This window comes from Microbacterium proteolyticum, from assembly GCF_030818075.1.
Classification (GTDB): domain Bacteria; phylum Actinomycetota; class Actinomycetes; order Actinomycetales; family Microbacteriaceae; genus Microbacterium; species Microbacterium proteolyticum_A.
Map to the genome: position 1 here is coordinate 682418 of NZ_JAUSZZ010000001.1, position 16640 is coordinate 699057.

15 protein-coding genes are annotated in these 16640 nt (G+C 70.7%); 5 read left to right on the forward strand and 10 right to left on the reverse strand.

Features of this window, described 5'->3' with window-relative positions:
• Nucleotides 1–58 precede the first annotated feature (58 nt).
• The 3 genes from QE392_RS03255 to QE392_RS03265 form a co-directional block, all read right to left on the reverse strand.
• Nucleotides 59–1441 carry a glycosyltransferase gene (locus QE392_RS03255; RefSeq protein WP_307447826.1) on the reverse strand — a complete coding sequence of 461 codons (1383 nt, stop codon included), beginning with the start codon at nucleotides 1439–1441 and terminating at the stop codon, nucleotides 59–61.
• A gap of 413 nt (nucleotides 1442–1854) precedes the next feature.
• Nucleotides 1855–2556 (reverse strand): sensor histidine kinase, encoded by a 702-nt coding sequence (locus tag QE392_RS03260; protein WP_307447829.1) that lies wholly within the window; start codon nucleotides 2554–2556, stop codon nucleotides 1855–1857.
• 735 nt (nucleotides 2557–3291) lie between these two features.
• Nucleotides 3292–4026 (reverse strand): response regulator transcription factor, encoded by a 735-nt coding sequence (locus QE392_RS03265; RefSeq protein ID WP_307447831.1) that lies wholly within the window; start codon nucleotides 4024–4026, stop codon nucleotides 3292–3294.
• A 122-nt stretch (nucleotides 4027–4148) separates the two neighbouring features.
• On the opposite strand from QE392_RS03265, the gene QE392_RS03270 reads away from it, so the two are divergent.
• The 3 genes from QE392_RS03270 to QE392_RS03280 all read left to right on the forward strand — a co-directional run bounded on the left by QE392_RS03270 (nucleotide 4149) and on the right by QE392_RS03280 (nucleotide 7274).
• A complete protein-coding gene (locus QE392_RS03270) occupies nucleotides 4149–5612 on the forward strand; it encodes an ABC transporter permease (protein ID WP_307447834.1) in 1464 nt (487 codons plus the stop codon).
• A 32-nt stretch (nucleotides 5613–5644) separates the two neighbouring features.
• Nucleotides 5645–6343, forward strand: coding sequence for an ABC transporter ATP-binding protein (locus QE392_RS03275; protein WP_307447840.1), 699 nt, complete (start codon nucleotides 5645–5647; stop codon nucleotides 6341–6343).
• A 388-nt stretch (nucleotides 6344–6731) separates the two neighbouring features.
• On the forward strand, nucleotides 6732–7274 hold the full coding sequence (locus tag QE392_RS03280; protein ID WP_307447845.1) for an SRPBCC family protein: 543 nt from the start codon (nucleotides 6732–6734) through the stop codon (nucleotides 7272–7274).
• Nucleotide 7275: 1 nt separating this feature from the next.
• On the opposite strand, the gene mnhG is transcribed toward QE392_RS03280, so the two are convergent.
• The 7 genes from mnhG to QE392_RS03315 all read right to left on the reverse strand — a co-directional run bounded on the left by mnhG (nucleotide 7276) and on the right by QE392_RS03315 (nucleotide 14714).
• The gene (gene mnhG, locus QE392_RS03285) at nucleotides 7276–7656 is read right to left on the reverse strand and encodes a monovalent cation/H(+) antiporter subunit G (RefSeq protein WP_307447847.1); all 381 of its coding nucleotides are present in this window, start codon (nucleotides 7654–7656) and stop codon (nucleotides 7276–7278) included.
• Nucleotides 7653–7922: a monovalent cation/H+ antiporter complex subunit F gene (locus tag QE392_RS03290; RefSeq protein ID WP_307447850.1), complete on the reverse strand. Its 270-nt coding sequence runs from the start codon at nucleotides 7920–7922 to the stop codon at nucleotides 7653–7655. Before QE392_RS03290 ends, mnhG begins: the two co-directional genes overlap by 4 nt.
• Complete coding sequence (locus QE392_RS03295) at nucleotides 7919–8527, reverse strand: Na+/H+ antiporter subunit E (RefSeq protein ID WP_307447853.1); 609 nt, start codon at nucleotides 8525–8527, stop codon at nucleotides 7919–7921. The genes QE392_RS03290 and QE392_RS03295 overlap by 4 nt, the downstream gene beginning before the upstream one ends.
• Nucleotides 8524–10080 (reverse strand): Na+/H+ antiporter subunit D, encoded by a 1557-nt coding sequence (locus QE392_RS03300; RefSeq protein WP_307447856.1) that lies wholly within the window; start codon nucleotides 10078–10080, stop codon nucleotides 8524–8526. The genes QE392_RS03295 and QE392_RS03300 overlap by 4 nt, the downstream gene beginning before the upstream one ends.
• Nucleotides 10077–10643 carry a Na(+)/H(+) antiporter subunit C gene (locus QE392_RS03305; RefSeq protein ID WP_307447859.1) on the reverse strand — a complete coding sequence of 189 codons (567 nt, stop codon included), beginning with the start codon at nucleotides 10641–10643 and terminating at the stop codon, nucleotides 10077–10079. Before QE392_RS03305 ends, QE392_RS03300 begins: the two co-directional genes overlap by 4 nt.
• Nucleotides 10640–13567 carry a Na+/H+ antiporter subunit A gene (locus QE392_RS03310; protein ID WP_307447862.1) on the reverse strand — a complete coding sequence of 976 codons (2928 nt, stop codon included), beginning with the start codon at nucleotides 13565–13567 and terminating at the stop codon, nucleotides 10640–10642. Before QE392_RS03310 ends, QE392_RS03305 begins: the two co-directional genes overlap by 4 nt.
• A gap of 97 nt (nucleotides 13568–13664) precedes the next feature.
• On the reverse strand, nucleotides 13665–14714 hold the full coding sequence (locus QE392_RS03315; protein WP_307447867.1) for a LacI family DNA-binding transcriptional regulator: 1050 nt from the start codon (nucleotides 14712–14714) through the stop codon (nucleotides 13665–13667).
• A gap of 77 nt (nucleotides 14715–14791) precedes the next feature.
• On the opposite strand from QE392_RS03315, the gene QE392_RS03320 reads away from it, so the two are divergent.
• Nucleotides 14792–16030, forward strand: coding sequence for an MFS transporter (locus QE392_RS03320; RefSeq protein ID WP_307447870.1), 1239 nt, complete (start codon nucleotides 14792–14794; stop codon nucleotides 16028–16030).
• Between the two features lie 186 nt (nucleotides 16031–16216).
• The gene (locus tag QE392_RS03325; RefSeq protein WP_307447875.1) at nucleotides 16217–16558 is read left to right on the forward strand and encodes a hypothetical protein; all 342 of its coding nucleotides are present in this window, start codon (nucleotides 16217–16219) and stop codon (nucleotides 16556–16558) included.
• Nucleotides 16559–16640 lie beyond the last annotated feature (82 nt).

A 16640-nucleotide genomic window follows, 5' to 3' on the forward strand; every position in this document is an offset into this window, starting at 1 on the left:
GGGACCGGGCCGCACCCCGCGGCTGACCCGGCCGGAACCGCGCTCCCTCCCGCTCGGCTCAGGCCGCATCCCGCCGCCGCGCCGGGCGGGCGACCACGTCGCCGAGAACACGCGCGAACTCCGAACCGACCCTCTCGGGACTCAGCCGCCGCGCTTCCTCGCGGGCACGTCCGGCCACCTCGCTCCGCAGGGCGTCGTCGGTGAGGAGTTCCGTCAGGGCGGCCGCGACCCCCTCGACGTCGTCCGGCGGGATCAGGACTCCCCCCGTGCCCACGTACTCCCGAGGGCCGTACCGCACGTCGAACGCGACGACGGGCAGGCCGCTCGTCAACGCCTCGCCGATGGCGAGGTTCTGCCCTTCGAAGGCGCTCGTGGAGAGGAAGACCGCGGAGGTGCGCATGGCATCCCGGACATGGTCGGAGAATCCGTGCAGATGAACGCTCTCGGTCAGACCGCGCTCCTCGACGAGGGTGTGCAGCACGTCGCGCAGCGGACCGTCGCCGTAGATGTGGAGCTGCGCGTCGGGTACGTTCTCGAGCACCCGCGGCCATGCCGAGATCGCGGCGTCCACGCGCTTCTGAGCGACGAGCCGGTTCACCATGAGCACCTCTCGGGCTCCTCGCCTCGGACGACCGAGGTCGGGCTCGGCAGCCACCGTCGGCGTCGCCGGGATCGGCGTGGGCAGGGCGACGAAACCCTCGTGCCCGCCGAAGCGCGCGGCCACGTCGCTCATCTGCGAGGCCGTGGGCCAGACCACGGCGTCGAAGCGGTCGAGGAGGCCCAGCCATCGGCGCCACCCGTCGTCGCGCACGGCCGACCCGGGCTCGTACGGCGGCGCGAGATGCGAGTTGTGGACGGTGTGGACGATGCGCAGGTGCGGATCCGCCCAATCGGCGATCACTTCGCCGAGCTGCTTGGACTCGCAGATGAGGACGATGCATCGCTGGTCGTCGCCGGCGCGCGAACGCAGCTGCGCCACCACCCGGGTCAGCCACGCCCGCCATAGCTCGCTGAACCCTGCCACCGTTCGAGGGCCCTGCTCTCCCGGCACGACGACGGGCGCTGTCGTCAGATACCAACCGGGGTCGCCGCTGATCACGGGAAGCGAGACCACCTCGCGTCCCGCGGCATCTCGGATGACGCGATAGGCGGTCTCGGGGTCGGGCCGGCCGTCGCGCGCCTGCCCGTACAGCCACGACGAGTCGTCGCGGAGCTCCTGGAAGAGATTCCGCGTCTCGAACTCCGCCTGCGCATCGTCTCGCGACACCTCGGCGCGGTCGTCGGCGGCGGCGACGTCGAACGTCAACAGCAGGGGACGCGCCACTCCGATCGAACGGAGGAGGCGGAGACGGGCGGCGACCGCCACGGCGTAGCCGCCGTCACGGTCGGGGGCCAGACGGCTGGTGAGCACGACGAAGTCGGCGTCGGGAGGCACAGACATGGGGGGTCCTCTGGGGGGCACAGGTGACCGAACGCTAGGCGTGTCTCGGCGCAGTGCCCAGGGCGTTGCTCACGGGCGGAATTCGTGCTGGGGGCGCCCCGGCTCGGCGGCGTTCGAGGGCGAGGGGGAGTCGTCGGGTCCGGTGAGGGAGAAGACGATGCCGTCACCGCGGGTCATGTCGCGGGTGCTCTCCCCGCGCGAGACGTGGGCGAGCGCGACATGCGGTGGTCGCCCTCGCGGGACGGCGGAAAGCGGAGAACGGGACCGGGGGCACGGCCACGATGGTGGCGGCGCCACCCAAACGGGTCCCTCACCGAACCTTGGGCGTTCCTAAGAGCAGGATCCGCCGGGACCGGAGACAAGCGGCACCCGAGGGGCCCGACCAGCCCGCGCCGAGGCCGCAGCCTTCGGCTTCACGCCGGCAGTCGCACCTCGAACACCGTCCGCCCCGGCTCGCTCTCGACCGTGATCGTGCCGCCGTGCGCCTCGGTGATCGCCTGCGCGATCGAGAGTCCGAGCCCGGTGCTCCCGGCATCCCGGTTGCGCGCGTCGTCGGCGCGGGCGAAGCGGTCGAAGAGCCGATCGGCCACACCCGGATCGATGCCGAGGCCCGTGTCGACCACGCGCAGCACCGCCTCGGTCCCCTCGCGCGCGAGCGACAGCGTCACCGTCGTCCCTGCCGGGGTGTGCGTCTGGGCGTTTCGCAGCAGGTTCGCCACGACCTGCCGCAGCCGGTTTTCGTCGCCGGTCACCGAGATGAGGTCGTCGGTGACGTCGAGGCGCCACTCGTGCGTCGCATCCGCCGCCTGCGCGTCGCTCACGGCATCCACCGCGAGAAGAGTCAGCTCGACCTCGTCGCGGCGCAGCGGCTGGCCGGCATCCAACCGTGCCAGCAGCAGCAGGTCGTCGACGAGGGATGCCATCCGCTGCGCCTCCGATTCGATCCGGTCGAACGAGCGGGCCTGGGTCGGCGTCATCGGCGCATCTTCGCCGAGGGAGAGCTGCGCGTAGCCGCGGATGCTCGCCAGCGGCGTCCGGAGCTCGTGACTGGCATCCGCGATGAACCGCCGCAGTTGCTCCTCGCTCTGGTGCCGCGCGGCGAGGGAGGACTGCACGTGTCCGAGCAGGTCGTTTCAGCGACGAGCCCACCCGGCCCACCTCGGTCGCCGCGTCGGTGTCGGCGGGTTCGACCCGGTCGGGGATGTCGACGCTGCCCGCGCTCAGCGAGAGGGTCGCCACGCGCTGGGCGACCCCCGCCACCCGGTCGAGCGGGCGCAGGCTGCGTCGGACGAAGAGCGACAGGCCCAGCACCGCGATCAGCAACGTCACGGCCGACACGGCGACGAGAATGACCGTCAACGCCGAGGTGGTGGCGGTGACGTCGGACTGCGAGCTGCCGACGACGACGGTGGTCCCGTCGTCGATGGCCGCAGCCACGCGGAAGGCGCCGAGATCGCCGCCGAGATCGACCGTGGTGGGCGTACGGTCGGTGGGTACCGCGCGGAGAGTCGCGATCTGCTCGTCGCTGAGCGCGACCGGGGTTCCGTCGGCCCGCGTATAGCCCGCGCGTTCGACGGCGCCGTCGCCGCCGATCACCGCTTGCAGGGTTCCGATGCGTTGCGCCGGCCGGTCGTCATCCAGCCCCGCCGGGCGCGAGCCCCCGCCGGGTGGCGAGAACCCGTCGCGATCGACCGCGAACGACAGTCCCTCGCTCACCTGCTGGTCGAGACGGTCGAGGGTGAAGGAGCGCAGCGCCACGATCGTCGCCAGACTCATCGCGACGAAGGCCAGGGCGACCAGCACACTCGTGCCGACGACCAGGGTGCGCCGCAGCGTCCAGCGGGCCCGCGTCATGACGCCTTGATCGTGTAGCCGACCCCGCGCACCGTGTGGATCAGGGGCTCGCCGAGCGTGTCGATCTTCTTGCGGAGATACGAGATGTAGATCTCGACGACGCTGCCGTTGCCGCCGAAGTCGTAGCTCCACACCTGATCGAGGATCTGCGCCTTGCTCAGGACGCGGCGGGGGTTCTGCATCAGATAGCGCAGGAGCTCGAACTCCTTGGCGGTCAGTTTGATCGGGATGCCACCGCGCTCGACCTCGTACGATTCCTCGTCCAGCGACAGGTCGCCGACGCGCAGTCGCGGATCGGCGTCGGCGACCGCTGCGACGTGTCGGCGGGCCATGCCGCGCAACCGCACGATGACCTCCTCGAGATTGAACGGCTTGGTGACGTAGTCGTCGGCCCCCGCGGAGATGCCGGCGATGCGATCTTCGACGGCATCCTTCGCGGTCAGGAACAGGACCGGCGCGTCGTTACCGGCCGCCCGCACCCGAGCCAGCAGCTCCATGCCGTCGAGCCCCGGCATCATGATGTCGAGCACGAGCAGGTCGGGGGCGAATTCGCGGATGACGTTCAGCGCCTCCTGACCGTTCGCGGCGGTGCGCGCCTCCCAGCCCTCGTTCTGCAGCGCCATGCGGAGCAGGTCGCTGAGGTTCGCCTCGTCGTCGACGACGAGCACGCGGATCGGTGAGCCGTCGGGGCGGGCGAGTGGGGCGGGGCGGGAGGTCACGAGAGCCAGCATGCACGCTCCCCGCCGCCCGTGTCACGCGACATACGTGCTTCATAGGAACCGTGAGGGAGCGGTGAGGGTGCCGTTCCTACCGTCTCCTGAGACGGCCGCACCCCGCGTCCGGAAGGAGAAGTATGTACGGCACCTACCTGCGGCGCGAGCTCGCCGGCCGCACGAAACAGACCGTGATCGTCGCGGTCGGCCTCGCGATCGCCATCGCCCTCGTCATCGTCGTCAACGCCCTCTCGGCGGGCGTGCGCGACGCGCAGTCGCAGGCGCTGTCGTCGGTCTACGGCGTCGGCACCGACCTCACCGTGACCGGCGCGCAAACCGAGCCCGGTCAGGGCGGCGGGCCGCGCTTCGATTTCGGCGCCGACGAGGGTGAGACCAGCGACGGCACGACGGCTCTCAGCCAGTCTCGGCTGATGACCGACATGCGACGCGGCACGCTCGACGCCTCGACGGTGCCGACGGTGGCCGGCCTCGACGGCGTCTCGGCCGCCACGGGCGCACTGTCGCTGACCAACACGACGTTCTCGGGCCAGCTGCCCGACCGTAGCGCCCAGACCGAAACCGCACAGGGCGAAGGGATGCCGCAGCAGCCGCCCACCGGCGGTGGCCCCGGCGGCGAGGGCGGCAGTGCGTTCGGCATCGACTCGTTCAGCGTGCTCGGCGTCGACCCCGCGGCGTCCGTCGGCCCGCTCTCCTCGGTCACCGTCAGCGAGGGCCGCGCACTCGACGCCTCCGACGCCGGCGCGAACGTGGCCGTGGTCGACGCCACCTACGCGGCGAGCGCGGGTCTGTCCGTCGGCGGCACGGTCGATGTGGCCGGCACGGCGATCCAGATCGTCGGCATCGTGGCATCCGCCTCCGCCGAGGCCGACACGGCCGCCAACGTCTACCTTCCTCTCGACGTCGCCCAGACGCTCGCCGGTGTCGGCGATGTCGTCTCGACCGTGTACGTGCAGGCGACATCGGCGGATGCCATCGACGCGGTGCAGAGCGAGGTCACCGCCGCGCTGCCCGACGCCACGGTCAGCTCGCAGTCGGAGCTCGCCGCGAGCGTCTCGGGGTCGCTGTCGAGCGCGTCGGCGATGATCTCCAACCTGGGCACCTGGCTGTCGGTCGTGGTGCTTCTGGTCGCCCTCGCCCTCGCCGTGCTGTTCACGATCTCGGGCGTCGCCCGCCGCACGCGCGAGTTCGGCACCCTCAAGGCCATCGGATGGTCGAACGGCCGCATCGTGCGCCAGGTCGCGGGCGAATCGCTCGCGCAGGGCCTCATCGGCGGGATCGCCGGACTCCTCCTCGGGCTCGGCGGCATCCTGCTGGTCAACGTCATCTCGCCGACCATCTCGGTGACGTCGGCGACCCCGGCCGGCGGCCCCGGCGGGCAGGGCGGTCCCGGCATGGGCGGTCCCGGCGGCTTCGGCCAGGCCGCCGCGCAGGCGACCGACATCGTGCTCAGTGCACCGGTGACCCCCGTGGTCGTCGTGGCGGCCGTGGGCATCGCCGTGCTCGGCGGTGTGCTCGCCGGTGCCTTCGGCGGGTGGCGCGCCGCGCGTCTCAGCCCCGCCGCCGCCCTCCGCTCGGTCGCGTGAGCGGCATCCCCCGTCCTTCGAAGGAGAACACCATGACCCTCATCGCCACCACCACCGCCTTCAGCCTCCGCGGCGTGACCCGCACCTACCGCCAACGGGACCGCACCGTGCAGGCCCTCGCCGGGGTCGACCTCGACATCGCCGCGGGCGACTTCGTCACCATCCAGGGACCCACCGGCGGCGGCAAGTCCACGCTGCTGCAGATGCTCGGCGCCCTCGATCGCCCGTCGACCGGCTCGGTGATGCTCGGCGACGTCGACATCGCGCAGGCCTCCCCCGCACAACTCGGGCGGCTGCGCGCCGAGGAGATCGGTTTCGTCTTCCAGGGCTTCAACCTCATCCCCACCCTCACCGCCGCCGAGAACGTCGACATGGGCCTCGAGCCGCTCGGACTCGACCGCGACGAGAGGCGGCGGCGCGTGACGGAGGCCCTCGCCCGCGTCGGCCTGGCCGACCGCGCCGACCATCGCCCCGGCGAGATGTCGGGTGGCCAGCAGCAGCGCGTCGCGATCGCCCGCGCGGTCGCGAAGCAGCCGCGGGTGCTGCTGGCCGATGAGCCGACCGGCAACCTCGACGAGCGCATGCGCGACGAGATCCTCGATGTGCTCACGGAGCTCAATGCCGAGGGCCTGACCCTCGTCGTCGTGACGCACGACTCCGCCGTGGCCCGCCGCGCCCGCCGACGCCTCCGCCTGGCGAAGGGCGTGGTCACCGACATCACGCGCGACTGACCCGTCTGCGCCTTCGTGACGAGCGGAGGACCAGGGACCCGGGGAGGACGATGCCCGGCTCGCGGTCCTCCGCTCGTCCCCCGCCCTCCGCTCCTCACGCACCCCGCTCGGCCCCGCGGGCGCCGCCCGTGACCAGCGGAGGACCAGGGACCAACGGAGGACGAAACTCCCGGCATCCGTCCTCCCCTCCTCCCCCACCCTCCGCTCATCACGCACGGCCCGAACCGGCGCGAGCCGCACCCCCCGAACCGGCGCGAGCCCCCACCCGCGGATGCCCCGAACACCGCACGCGTCTGCAGCGACCAGATCATTCGCCCGACGCGTCAAGTCCCACCGGCCCTCCGGCATCCGTCCCCTACATTCGAGGCACGCCTCATGAAGGGATGCCATGGCCGCCCGCAACACGCGCTTGATGCACTGCACCCCCGACGACCTCTTCGCCGTGCTGTCCGACGGATGGCTCTACCCCGTGTGGGTCGTGGGCGCGGCGCGCATGCGCGACGTCGACCCCGAGTGGCCCCGGGAGGGCGCCCGCATCCACCACTCCCTCGGCGTCTGGCCCGTGATGATCCACGACGAGACCGAGCTGGTGGAGTGGGACCCGCCGCGCCGCCTGCGGCTGCGGCCGGAGGCCGGCATCCTGGGCCGTGGAGTCATCCGCATCGACGTGCGCGAGCATGGCGACGGGATCGCGGTGACGATCCTCGAAGAACCCGTCTCCGGCGCGGCGTCGGTGCTGCCCTCCCTGCTGTGGAAACCGCTGCTGACATTGCGCAACCACGAGTGCCTCAACCGCCTGGCCTTCCTCGCGGAGGGCCGCCGTCAGGAGCGCAAGGCGCGCGAGCTCGACCATCGCACCCGCACGCCCGAGCCCGCCGACGGCAGCCCGTCGCCCGAGGCGCTGCGCGACGTGCGCGAGGCCGGCGTCTGACTCAGCTCTCGGGCCGGGTCTCGGCTCCGGTCGCTCCGGGCTGCTCGGTGCTGTGGTGCAGCTCGTCGACGAACAGGTTGGCCTCGTCGGTCGTGCGGTTGCGGTAGGCCGCGCGGCCCACCATGTGCGCGGCGAGCGGAGCCGTCGCGAACTGGATGAGCACGATCGGGATGCCGAACGCCAGTGCCTCCCACGAGCGCAGCGTCAGTTCGACGGCGATCACGATGAGCAGCACGCCGAGCACCTGGGGCTTCGTCGCGGCGTGAAGGCGCGTGGGCACGTCGCGCCAGCGCAGCAGACCGATGGTCGCGGTCAGGCAGAGCACCGCGCCGATCAGCACGAGCACGAGCGCGATGGTGTCGAGAACGGCCTCGATGCTCATCTCGGGTTCTCCTTCCGCGCGACGAAGCGGGCGACCGCGATCGAGCCGAACACGCCGATGGCTGCGATCACCAGCATCGCCGGGAGGGAGCGCGTGTGGTGGTTGATCACCATGTCGGCGCCGAGGATGCAGACCACCTCGGTCAGCAGCACGTCGGCGGCGACGGCGCGGTCGAGGATCGAGGGTCCGATGACGAGGCGGATCAGCGCGAGCACGGCCGCGACGGCGAAGACGACGAGGATGACGGCGACGAGCACGGTGGTCATTGCGAGGCCCTCCGCCCTCGAGCGGTCGGGTCGGCGTGGTGCGCCGAGCTGTCGGCGATGCGGGCCCGCAGCTCCTGCAGCTCCTCCTTCGACCCCACGGCTCGCGTGATGCGCGCTTCCCACCCGAGCACGATGCGGCGCTGGTGCTCGGCATCCTGCTCGCTTCGCACCCCGATGGTGTGCAGGAACAGCGTGCGGTTCTCGCGATCGACGTCGACGATGAGCGAACCCGGGATGAGGGATGCCGTGACCGCCGTGTGCGCCATGATCACGTCGTCGTCGACCCGGAGCGGCACCGCGATGATCGCCGCACCCGGCTGCCGCCGGACGTCGAGCACCTGCCATGCGACGATGAGGGAGCCCTTGACGACCGCCCCGAGGAACGTGACGACGAAGACGAGGCCGTACCAGAGGTTGATGCGGCCGGAGAGTTCCACCGGCGGCAGGCGGAACACGCGGGTGACGAACACCGCCATGACGAGGCCGGTGATGAGGGCGAGCCAGGTCAGCTGGCCCCAGAGCAGCATCCACAGGGCGACGAGCCACACGAGGAACGGCAACTGGTGCAGGAAGAGCGACACCTGGGATCGACGCGACGGACTCATTCCTCACCCGCCTGTTCCTGGAGCTGCACGAGCGAGACGCCCTCGGCCACCCGCTCCCCCGCCCGGAGGCACATGTCGAGCAGCGGCCCGGCGAAGACGGTGAGCGAGAGGGTCACCGCGACCATGCCGGCGGTGGCGATCGTCATGATCCTGGGAATGGTGCGGCGCTCGGTCGAGATCGCCGCGGCCGGGGCATTGCCGAGGTAGGCGATGCGCTCGGTGGTCTCGGCGGAGTCGTCGTCTTCGCGCCAGAACGACAAGTTCCACGCGCGCATGAGGGCGTAGAGCGTCAGGATGGAGGTGACAACGCCGCCGACGATGAGCACCATCATGACGGGCGTGCCCACCTGGGCGCCCGCGTCGAAGAGCGCGAACTTGCCGATGAAGCCCGAGAAGGGCGGGAGGCCGCCGAGGTTGATCGCCGGCAGGAAGTACAGCACGGCGAGCACGGGCGCCCCCCGCATGAGGCCCTTCACCTTGAGGATCGAGGTGCTGCCCGCGCGCCGCTCGATCAGGCCCACCGCGAGGAAGAGCGTCGTCTGCACGATGATGTGGTGGACGATGTAGTAGATCGTCGCGCCGATCGCGAGGGGTGTGTTGATCGCCAGCCCGAAGATCATGTAGCCGATGTGGCTGACGAGCGTGAACGACAGGATGCGCTTCAGCTCAGCCTGTGCGACGGCGCCCAGGATGCCGACGATCATCGTCGCGAGCGCGACCATCATCAGCAGGAAGTTGATGTCGTTGCCGACGAAGAGCTGCGTCTCGGTACGGATGATCGCGTAGACGCCGACCTTGGTGAGCAGGCCCGCGAACACCGCCGTGACCGGCGCCGGAGCGGTGGGGTAGGAGTCGGGCAGCCAGAACGACAGCGGGAAGACCGCCGCCTTGATGGCGAAGGCGAGCAGCAGCATGAGGTGCAGGATCGTCTGCGTGTCCTGCGGCAGCAGTGCCATGCGCTCGCTGATCTGCACCATGTTGACCGTGCCCAGCGCGCCGTAGACCATGGCGATCGCGGCGAGGAAGAGGATCGACGACACCAGCGACACGACGATGTACACGACGCCCGTGCGGATGCGCGACTCCGTGCCGCCGAGGGTGATCAGCACGTAGGACGCGACCAGCAGGATCTCGAACCCGACGTAGAGGTTGAACAGGTCGCCGGCGATGAAGGCGTTGAAGATCCCGGCGCCGAGGATGAGGTAGGCCGGATAGAAGATCGAGACCGGGGTGTCCTCGTCGTTGTCGGCAGCACCCTGACCGATCGAGAAGAGCAGGACCGCGAGCAGCACGATGCTGGTGATGACCACGAGCAGCGCGGCGAGGACGTCGACGTACAGCACGATGCCGAACGGGATGTCCCACCCCGCGATCGCCACCGCGAGGGGGCCGCTGGTGTCGACGGCGACGAGCAGGATCGCACCCAGCACGAGCACCGCCGCGAGCGAGGCGACGGAGACGACGATCTGCACCTTCTTGCGACGGCCGAAGATGAGGTTGATCGCGGCGCCGATGAGCGGGATGCCGACGAGCAGGGGAACGAGCGCGCTCATGAGCGATCACCGTCCTGGAAGTCGCTGCGGTCGTCTTCGCGGCCCACGGCCACCCGGTCGACCGGCGCGTCGTCGACCAGGGACGACAGGTCGCCCTGGTTGAGCACGCGGATGGGCGAGGCGACGTCGCCGACGAAGTCGGTGGTGACGTCATCGTCGTCGGAGCGCGACTCCTCATCCATGGCATCCTCGACCTCCTCGTTCGTGCGCGCGCGCAGAGCGAGGTCGTCGGCGTCGTCGATGACCGTGTCGGCCTGGCCCAGTTGCCAGGAACGGTAGATGAGCGCGAGCAGGAACGCGGAGATGCCGAAGGTGATGACGATCGCGGTGAGCGTCAGGGCCTGCGGCAGCGCGTCGGACATGTCGGCGGCATCCGTCTCGCCCCCGTCGTAGAACGGGGCACGACCGGGGACGCCCATGACGACCAGCAGCAGCAGGTTGGCCGCATTGCCGAGCAGGAGGAACCCGATCAGCACCCGGGTGAGGCTGCGTTCGAGCATGGCGTACACGCCGCAGGCGAAGAGCACGGCCATGACGATGATGAGGACCAGGGAGATGCTCACGAGGTCACCACCTCCGCGTCCTCGGGCAGCTGCGACTGCCGGTCGACCTCGGCGCCGAGGCTGCGCAGCACGTCGAGCACGAGGCCGATCACGACCAGGTACACGCCGATGTCGAAGATGGTGCTCGTCACGAATTCCCAGTGGCCGATGAGCGGCAACTCACCCTCGAACGTGAAGCTCTGCAGCGGGGCGAAGCCGAACAGCAGCGGTGTCAGGGCGCACAGCACCGCGATCACCATGCCCGCACCGAGCAGTCGCCCGGCGTCGGTGGGCGCGGCGGCCCCGAGCTCCCAGCGCCCGCCGGCGATGTATCGCATGACCAGGCCCATTCCCGCGACGAGACCGCCCGCGAACCCGCCGCCGGGGAGGTTGTGGCCGGCGAAGAGCAGGTAGAGCGACACGATCATGATGGAGTGGAAGAGCACCCGGATGACGATCTCGAGCAGGATCGACCGGTTCTCGGGCTGCACCTTCGCACCCGACACCAGCCAGGCGCGCGGGGCGCCGGTCTCGCCGACGCGCTGCGCACGCACGCCCTGGTCGGTCTCGACCAGCGGCCGACGGCGGCCGAGGCCGACGACGCTGCGCGCGGTGCCGGAGCGGCGGGCGAGGTTGTCGCTGCGGTCGGTGATGAAGACGAGGGATGCCACGCCCGTCGCCGCGAGCACGAGCACCGACAGCTCGCCCATGGTGTCCCACCCGCGCAGGTCGACCAGTGCCACGTTGACGACGTTGCGCCCGTGCCCGATCTCATAGGCCAGCGGGGGCCACTCGAGCGAGATCGGCAGGTCCTGCCGGGCACCGGTGGCGACGATGGCGACGAGCGCCATGGTGAGGCCGACGCCGGCGCCCAGGACGGCCCGGGCGAGGGGCGCGACCGACTCGTTCTGCTCGCCCATACGCGCGGGCAGGCGCCGCAGGACCAGGGCGAACACCACGAGGGTCACGGTCTCGATGAGCACCTGGGTGAGCGCGAGGTCGGGGGCGCCGCTCGTGGCGAAGAGCACCACCATGCCCAGTCCGGTCACCGACACGAGCGCGACGCCGGTGTAGCGCTTGCGCGCCCGCACCGCCAGGATGCCGGCCGCGATCATGATGGGAGCGGAGATCAGCTGCGCCGGTGACTGCCAGGCGTCGAGCTGCGCGCGCCACTCCCGCGAAGCCAGGAGGGCTGTGCCCTCGGCCAGGACGAGGACGACGAAGATCGTGCCCACGTAGAACGGCAGCGAGCCGCGCTGGAAGCGCGCGGTGATCCACTCCGACGAGTGGTCGATGGAGCGCAGCGTGAGGTTGTAGGCGTCATTCGCGGTGAAGGGCAGGACGCGACGGCGCTTGTGGAGCTGCGTCTTGCGCACGAGCCAGAACACACCCGCGCCGAGCGCCAGCGTCCCGAGCGAGATGAACAGCGCGGGCTCCAGGCCGTGCCAGAGTGCCAGGTGGTACGGGTAATCGGGGGCGGGCACGCCAGGCGTCGCCTCCGGCAGTGCGTCGGCGTAGGGCGCGAGCCAGAGGTCGACGATCGGCGACAGCGCACCGAGCGCGAGCGTGGCCGCGGCCAGCAGCACAGGCGCCGACAGGAAGCCGATGGGCGGATCGGGCCAGTCGGTCGTCTCGACGTCGCGCTTGGTCCCGTACGCGCCCCAGAGGAACCGGATGCCGTAGGCCGCCGTGAGGGCGGACCCGAGCACGATGCCCAGCGGCGCGACGACGCCCCACCCCGCGCCGGCCTCGGCCTCGTGCAGGAGAGCCGTGAGTGCGGTCTCCTTCGCGACGAAGCCCAGCGTCGGAATGACACCAGCCATGGACGCGATCGCGATCAGGGAGGCCGTGGCCATCACCGGCGCCTGACGCCAGAGGCCCGAGAGCTGACCGATGTCACGGGTGTTGAGCTGGCGGTCGATGACGCCGACGATGAGGAACAGGCACGACTTGAACAGCGCATGACTGAGCAGCAGCGCGACGCCGGCGAGGGCGGCATCCCGCGTTCCGTAGCCGAGCATCACCGTCAGGAAGCCGAGCTGACTGACCGTGCCGAAGGCGAGGATGCGCTTGAGGTCGCGTTCGCGCAGTGCCTGGAACCCGCCGAGGAGCATGGTGAACACGCCCAGCGTGATGAGGGTCGGGCGCCAGAAGGGCGTCTCGGCGAAGCCGGGGGCCAGGCGTGCGATGAGGTAGATGCCGGCTTTGACCATCGCCGCCGCGTGCAGGTACGCGCTGACCGGGGTCGGCGCGGCCATGGCGCCGGGCAGCCAGAAGTGGAACGGGAAGATGGCCGACTTGCTCAGCGCGCCGACGAGAAGCAGGAGGACGGCGATGTCGGTGATGGTGCCCGTCGGCGGCTCGGAGAGGATCGTCGACAGACTCGACGTACCCGCCTCGACGACCACCAGCACGACGCCGATCAGCATGACCAGGCCGCCGAGGGTCGTGACCAGGAGCGCCTGCAGGGCCGCTCGCCGGCTGGCGGATCGGGCGTGGTAGTAGCCGATGAGCAGGTACGACAGCACGCTCGTGGCTTCCCACAGCATGATGAGCACGACGATGTCGTCGGTGAGCACGAGCCCGTACATCGCCCCCGCGAAGGCCAGGAGCACCGCGGAGAACTGCCCGACGCCCTGCGTCTTGCCGCGGAAGTACCAGCGGCAATAAAGCATGACGAGCGCACCGACGCCGGTCACGACGAGGGTCAGCAGCCAGCCCAGTGCATCCATGCGCATCGAGAGCGAGACGTCGATCGCGGGAATCCAGCGGTATTCCTCGAACGGAATGTCGCCGGCGAAGACGGAGGGAGCCAGCACGATGGCATGGACGAATGCCAGGGCGGGGAGGACGGCGGCGACGTAGAACGCGCGGGGTCCGATACGCGAGACGAGCCACGGCAGGAGCAGGGGAAGCGCCGCGAACGCGCCGAGGAAGATCAACATGCGCGGGCCTCCTCGGGGTCGACGGGCAGGTGCCCGGGCTCTCGGGGTGTCGAACCTATTCTATGCGGAGCATGAGACACCCACGTACCCGACGACCTCACCTACGGGCGGGCGGTCCTGTCGTGGTGCCGACCCGGAAGACGCATTCGAGGTCGAGTCCCGACGGGACGGCGTCCTCGAGCATCGCCGCGACCGCTTCCCCGGCGGCGCGGCCCTTCGCGGTGGCGGGCTGCACGAGGGTCGTCAGCATGTGAGGAGCAAGCCCGTCGACGACGACGCCGTCGAAGCCGGTGACGCTGACGTCCTGGGGCACGCGCAATCCGGCCTCTTCGGCCGCCCGGATGACGCCCGCGGCCAGAAGATCGCTCTGCGCGATGACGGCCGTGGGCCGGTGCGCCGGGTCGGCGAAGATCGCGCGACCGGCGATGGCGCCCTCGTCGATCGAGCTGGTCGCCGCGGCGAGCGCGGGCGCGTCGGGGAAGATCTGGCGAGCCCCCCGCAGACGGTCGGCGGTCACGTCGACGCCGATGGCGGCGTCATCGGCCAGCCATCCGCGTCGCCGGGAGGCGTCCACGGGCAGGGTGACGATCACGACGTCCCGGTGCCCGAGTCCGGCGAGGTGACGCGCGGCTTCGCGCTGCGCGTCGGCGTTGTCGAGCAGCACGCGGGGGATCCCCTCGCCCGCGTCGCCCTCGACGACGACGACCGGGATGCCGCGACCGCGGACGATCTCGAGCGAGTCGCGCATGCGCGGGCTGCACCCGATGAGCACGGCGGCGTCGATGGGAGCGGTGTGCAGCGACGGCTCGCTCACCGTCACGCCGTCGTCCCTGAGCAGCAGGAGGGCCGCGCCCAGGCGCGAGACGCCGTCGGCGAGACCGTCCATCATGTGGGTGGTCACGGGATCGAGGAACGCCGTGCCGAGGTGCTGATCGAAGACGACGCCGACGATGCCGGAGCGGCCGCGCCGCAACGACGCCGCACGCGGATCGGGGCCGGTGTAGCCGAGGCTCTCGGCCGCGGCGAGCACACGGGCGCGCGTCGCCTGGGAGGTGGGCGTCTTGCCGCTGAAGACCACCGATGCGGTCGAGGGTGAGACGCCGGCCTCTCGGGCGACATCGCTGATGGTCGCGCGACGGGAACTCACAAGGTGATGCTACCCGCGGCGCAACAGGATGCCGAATCGATTCGATCAATCTCGAATCGATTCGGTACAGTGGCCTCATGCATCCCACGCTGACCCGCTCCCAGCTCGTGCGCTGGCACATCGCGATCTGCGCGATCTTCCTGGCCTGCGGACTGGGAGTCGCCACGTGGGCGTCGAGGGTGCCGGCCATCCGCGAGTCTCTGCGCATCGAGAACTCCGGCGTGGGCCTGCTGCTGCTCGGCATGGGAGTGGCATCCATCATCGGTCTGTCGATCGCCCCCGCGGTGATGGCGCGTCTCGGTGCACGCACCGGCATGCTCGTCACCCTCTCACTGGGCGGCGTCGGGCTCACCATCATCGGCTTCGGCGCCGACTCCTTGCAGCTCTTCGGCGTCGCCCTGGTGGGTCTCGCCCTGTTCGGGTTCGGCAATGGCGCCGTCGACGTCATGATGAACGTCGAGGGCGCCGCCCTCGAGAAGGCCACGGGCCGCACCATCATGCCGCTCCTGCACGCCTTCTTCAGCTTCGGCACCGTGATCGGCGCGGGCCTCGGGTTCGTGGCGGTGAGCGCCGGTATCCCCGTGGTCGCCCACTGCGTCTCCATGGGTGTCGTGGTCATCGTCGTGGCGTTCGTCGCGGTGGCCAATGTTCCGCACACCCCCGTCGCGATGGACGCTCCCGCCGACGAGGAGCGCGCGCACTGGCGCGAGCGCCTCGCCGTCTCGCTGCAGGCATGGCGTGAGCCGCGCACGTACACGCTCGGCGTGATCATGCTGGGCATGGCCTTCGCCGAGGGGAGCGCCAACGACTGGTTGCCCTCCGCGGTGGTCTACGGTCACGGGGCCCCCGAGGAGGCCGGTCCCGCGGTGCTCGCCGTCTTCTCCGTCGCCATGACGCTGGGGCGCATCGTCGGTGGTCCCGTCGTCGACCGCTTCGGACGCGTTCCGGTGCTGCGCATTCTCGCCGTCACCGCGGCCGCGGGTCTGCTGCTGTTCATCCTCGCTCCGTTCGGTCCACTCGTCTTCGTGGGTGCGGCACTCTGGGGCCTGGGCGCCTCGCTCGGTTTCCCTATCGGCATGTCCGCCGCCGCCGACGACCCCGCGAAGGCCGCTTCGCGCGTCGCCGCCGCGGCGACCATCGGGTACGTGGCGTTCCTCTGCGGCCCCCCGATCCTCGGGTGGATCGGCGACCACATCGGCCTGCTGAACACCCTGCTGATCGTGGTCGGGCTGATCGTGGCATCCGGGCTGTTCTCGGGTGCCGCCAAGCCGCTCCCGGTGACCGAACCCGTCGAGGAACCCGCGCGCCGCGAGTGAGCGCACGTGGTGCTCCTCGGGGAACGTGACCGGAGGAGACGGCCTCGCGAACTCGCCACCGCCCTCGCGGTCCGCCTGCGAGAGACACCTCGACCCCCAGGTCATCGGATGCCGGTCCCTCGCCGAGTTATCCACAGATCGGTGAACGCCCCGTCGCCGCATCCGGCTTCTTCCTACCGTGGAGTCATGAGTGGGCGGTATTCGATAGACGTAGCGGGGTTCCTCTCGACCACCGACACCGTGGCGACCGCGCTCGAGTCGCTCGGGCAGGCCGTGAGCGACGGCCTGGCCGCCCTCGACCGGGTCGTCCACGTCCTAGCGAACGAGCGAGGCCTCCTCGCCGCACTGCACGGTGCGACCGACATCCGGCGACGGACCGGACGCGGAGCGGTGCAGCATGGCGGCGACGTCGTGATCGCGGCAGGTCGGATCGCTCTCGCCTACGTGCAGGCGGACGGCGAAATGGCATCCACCACGACTGCTGCCGAGACGGCGGCGATCCTTCCTCACACGCCGGTCGTTGGATGAGGGCCGCCGTCCATCCCCATGACGACCCATCCGATCGATAATCACAACCTCATCGCCAGTCGAGACGCGGAGAATCACTCCG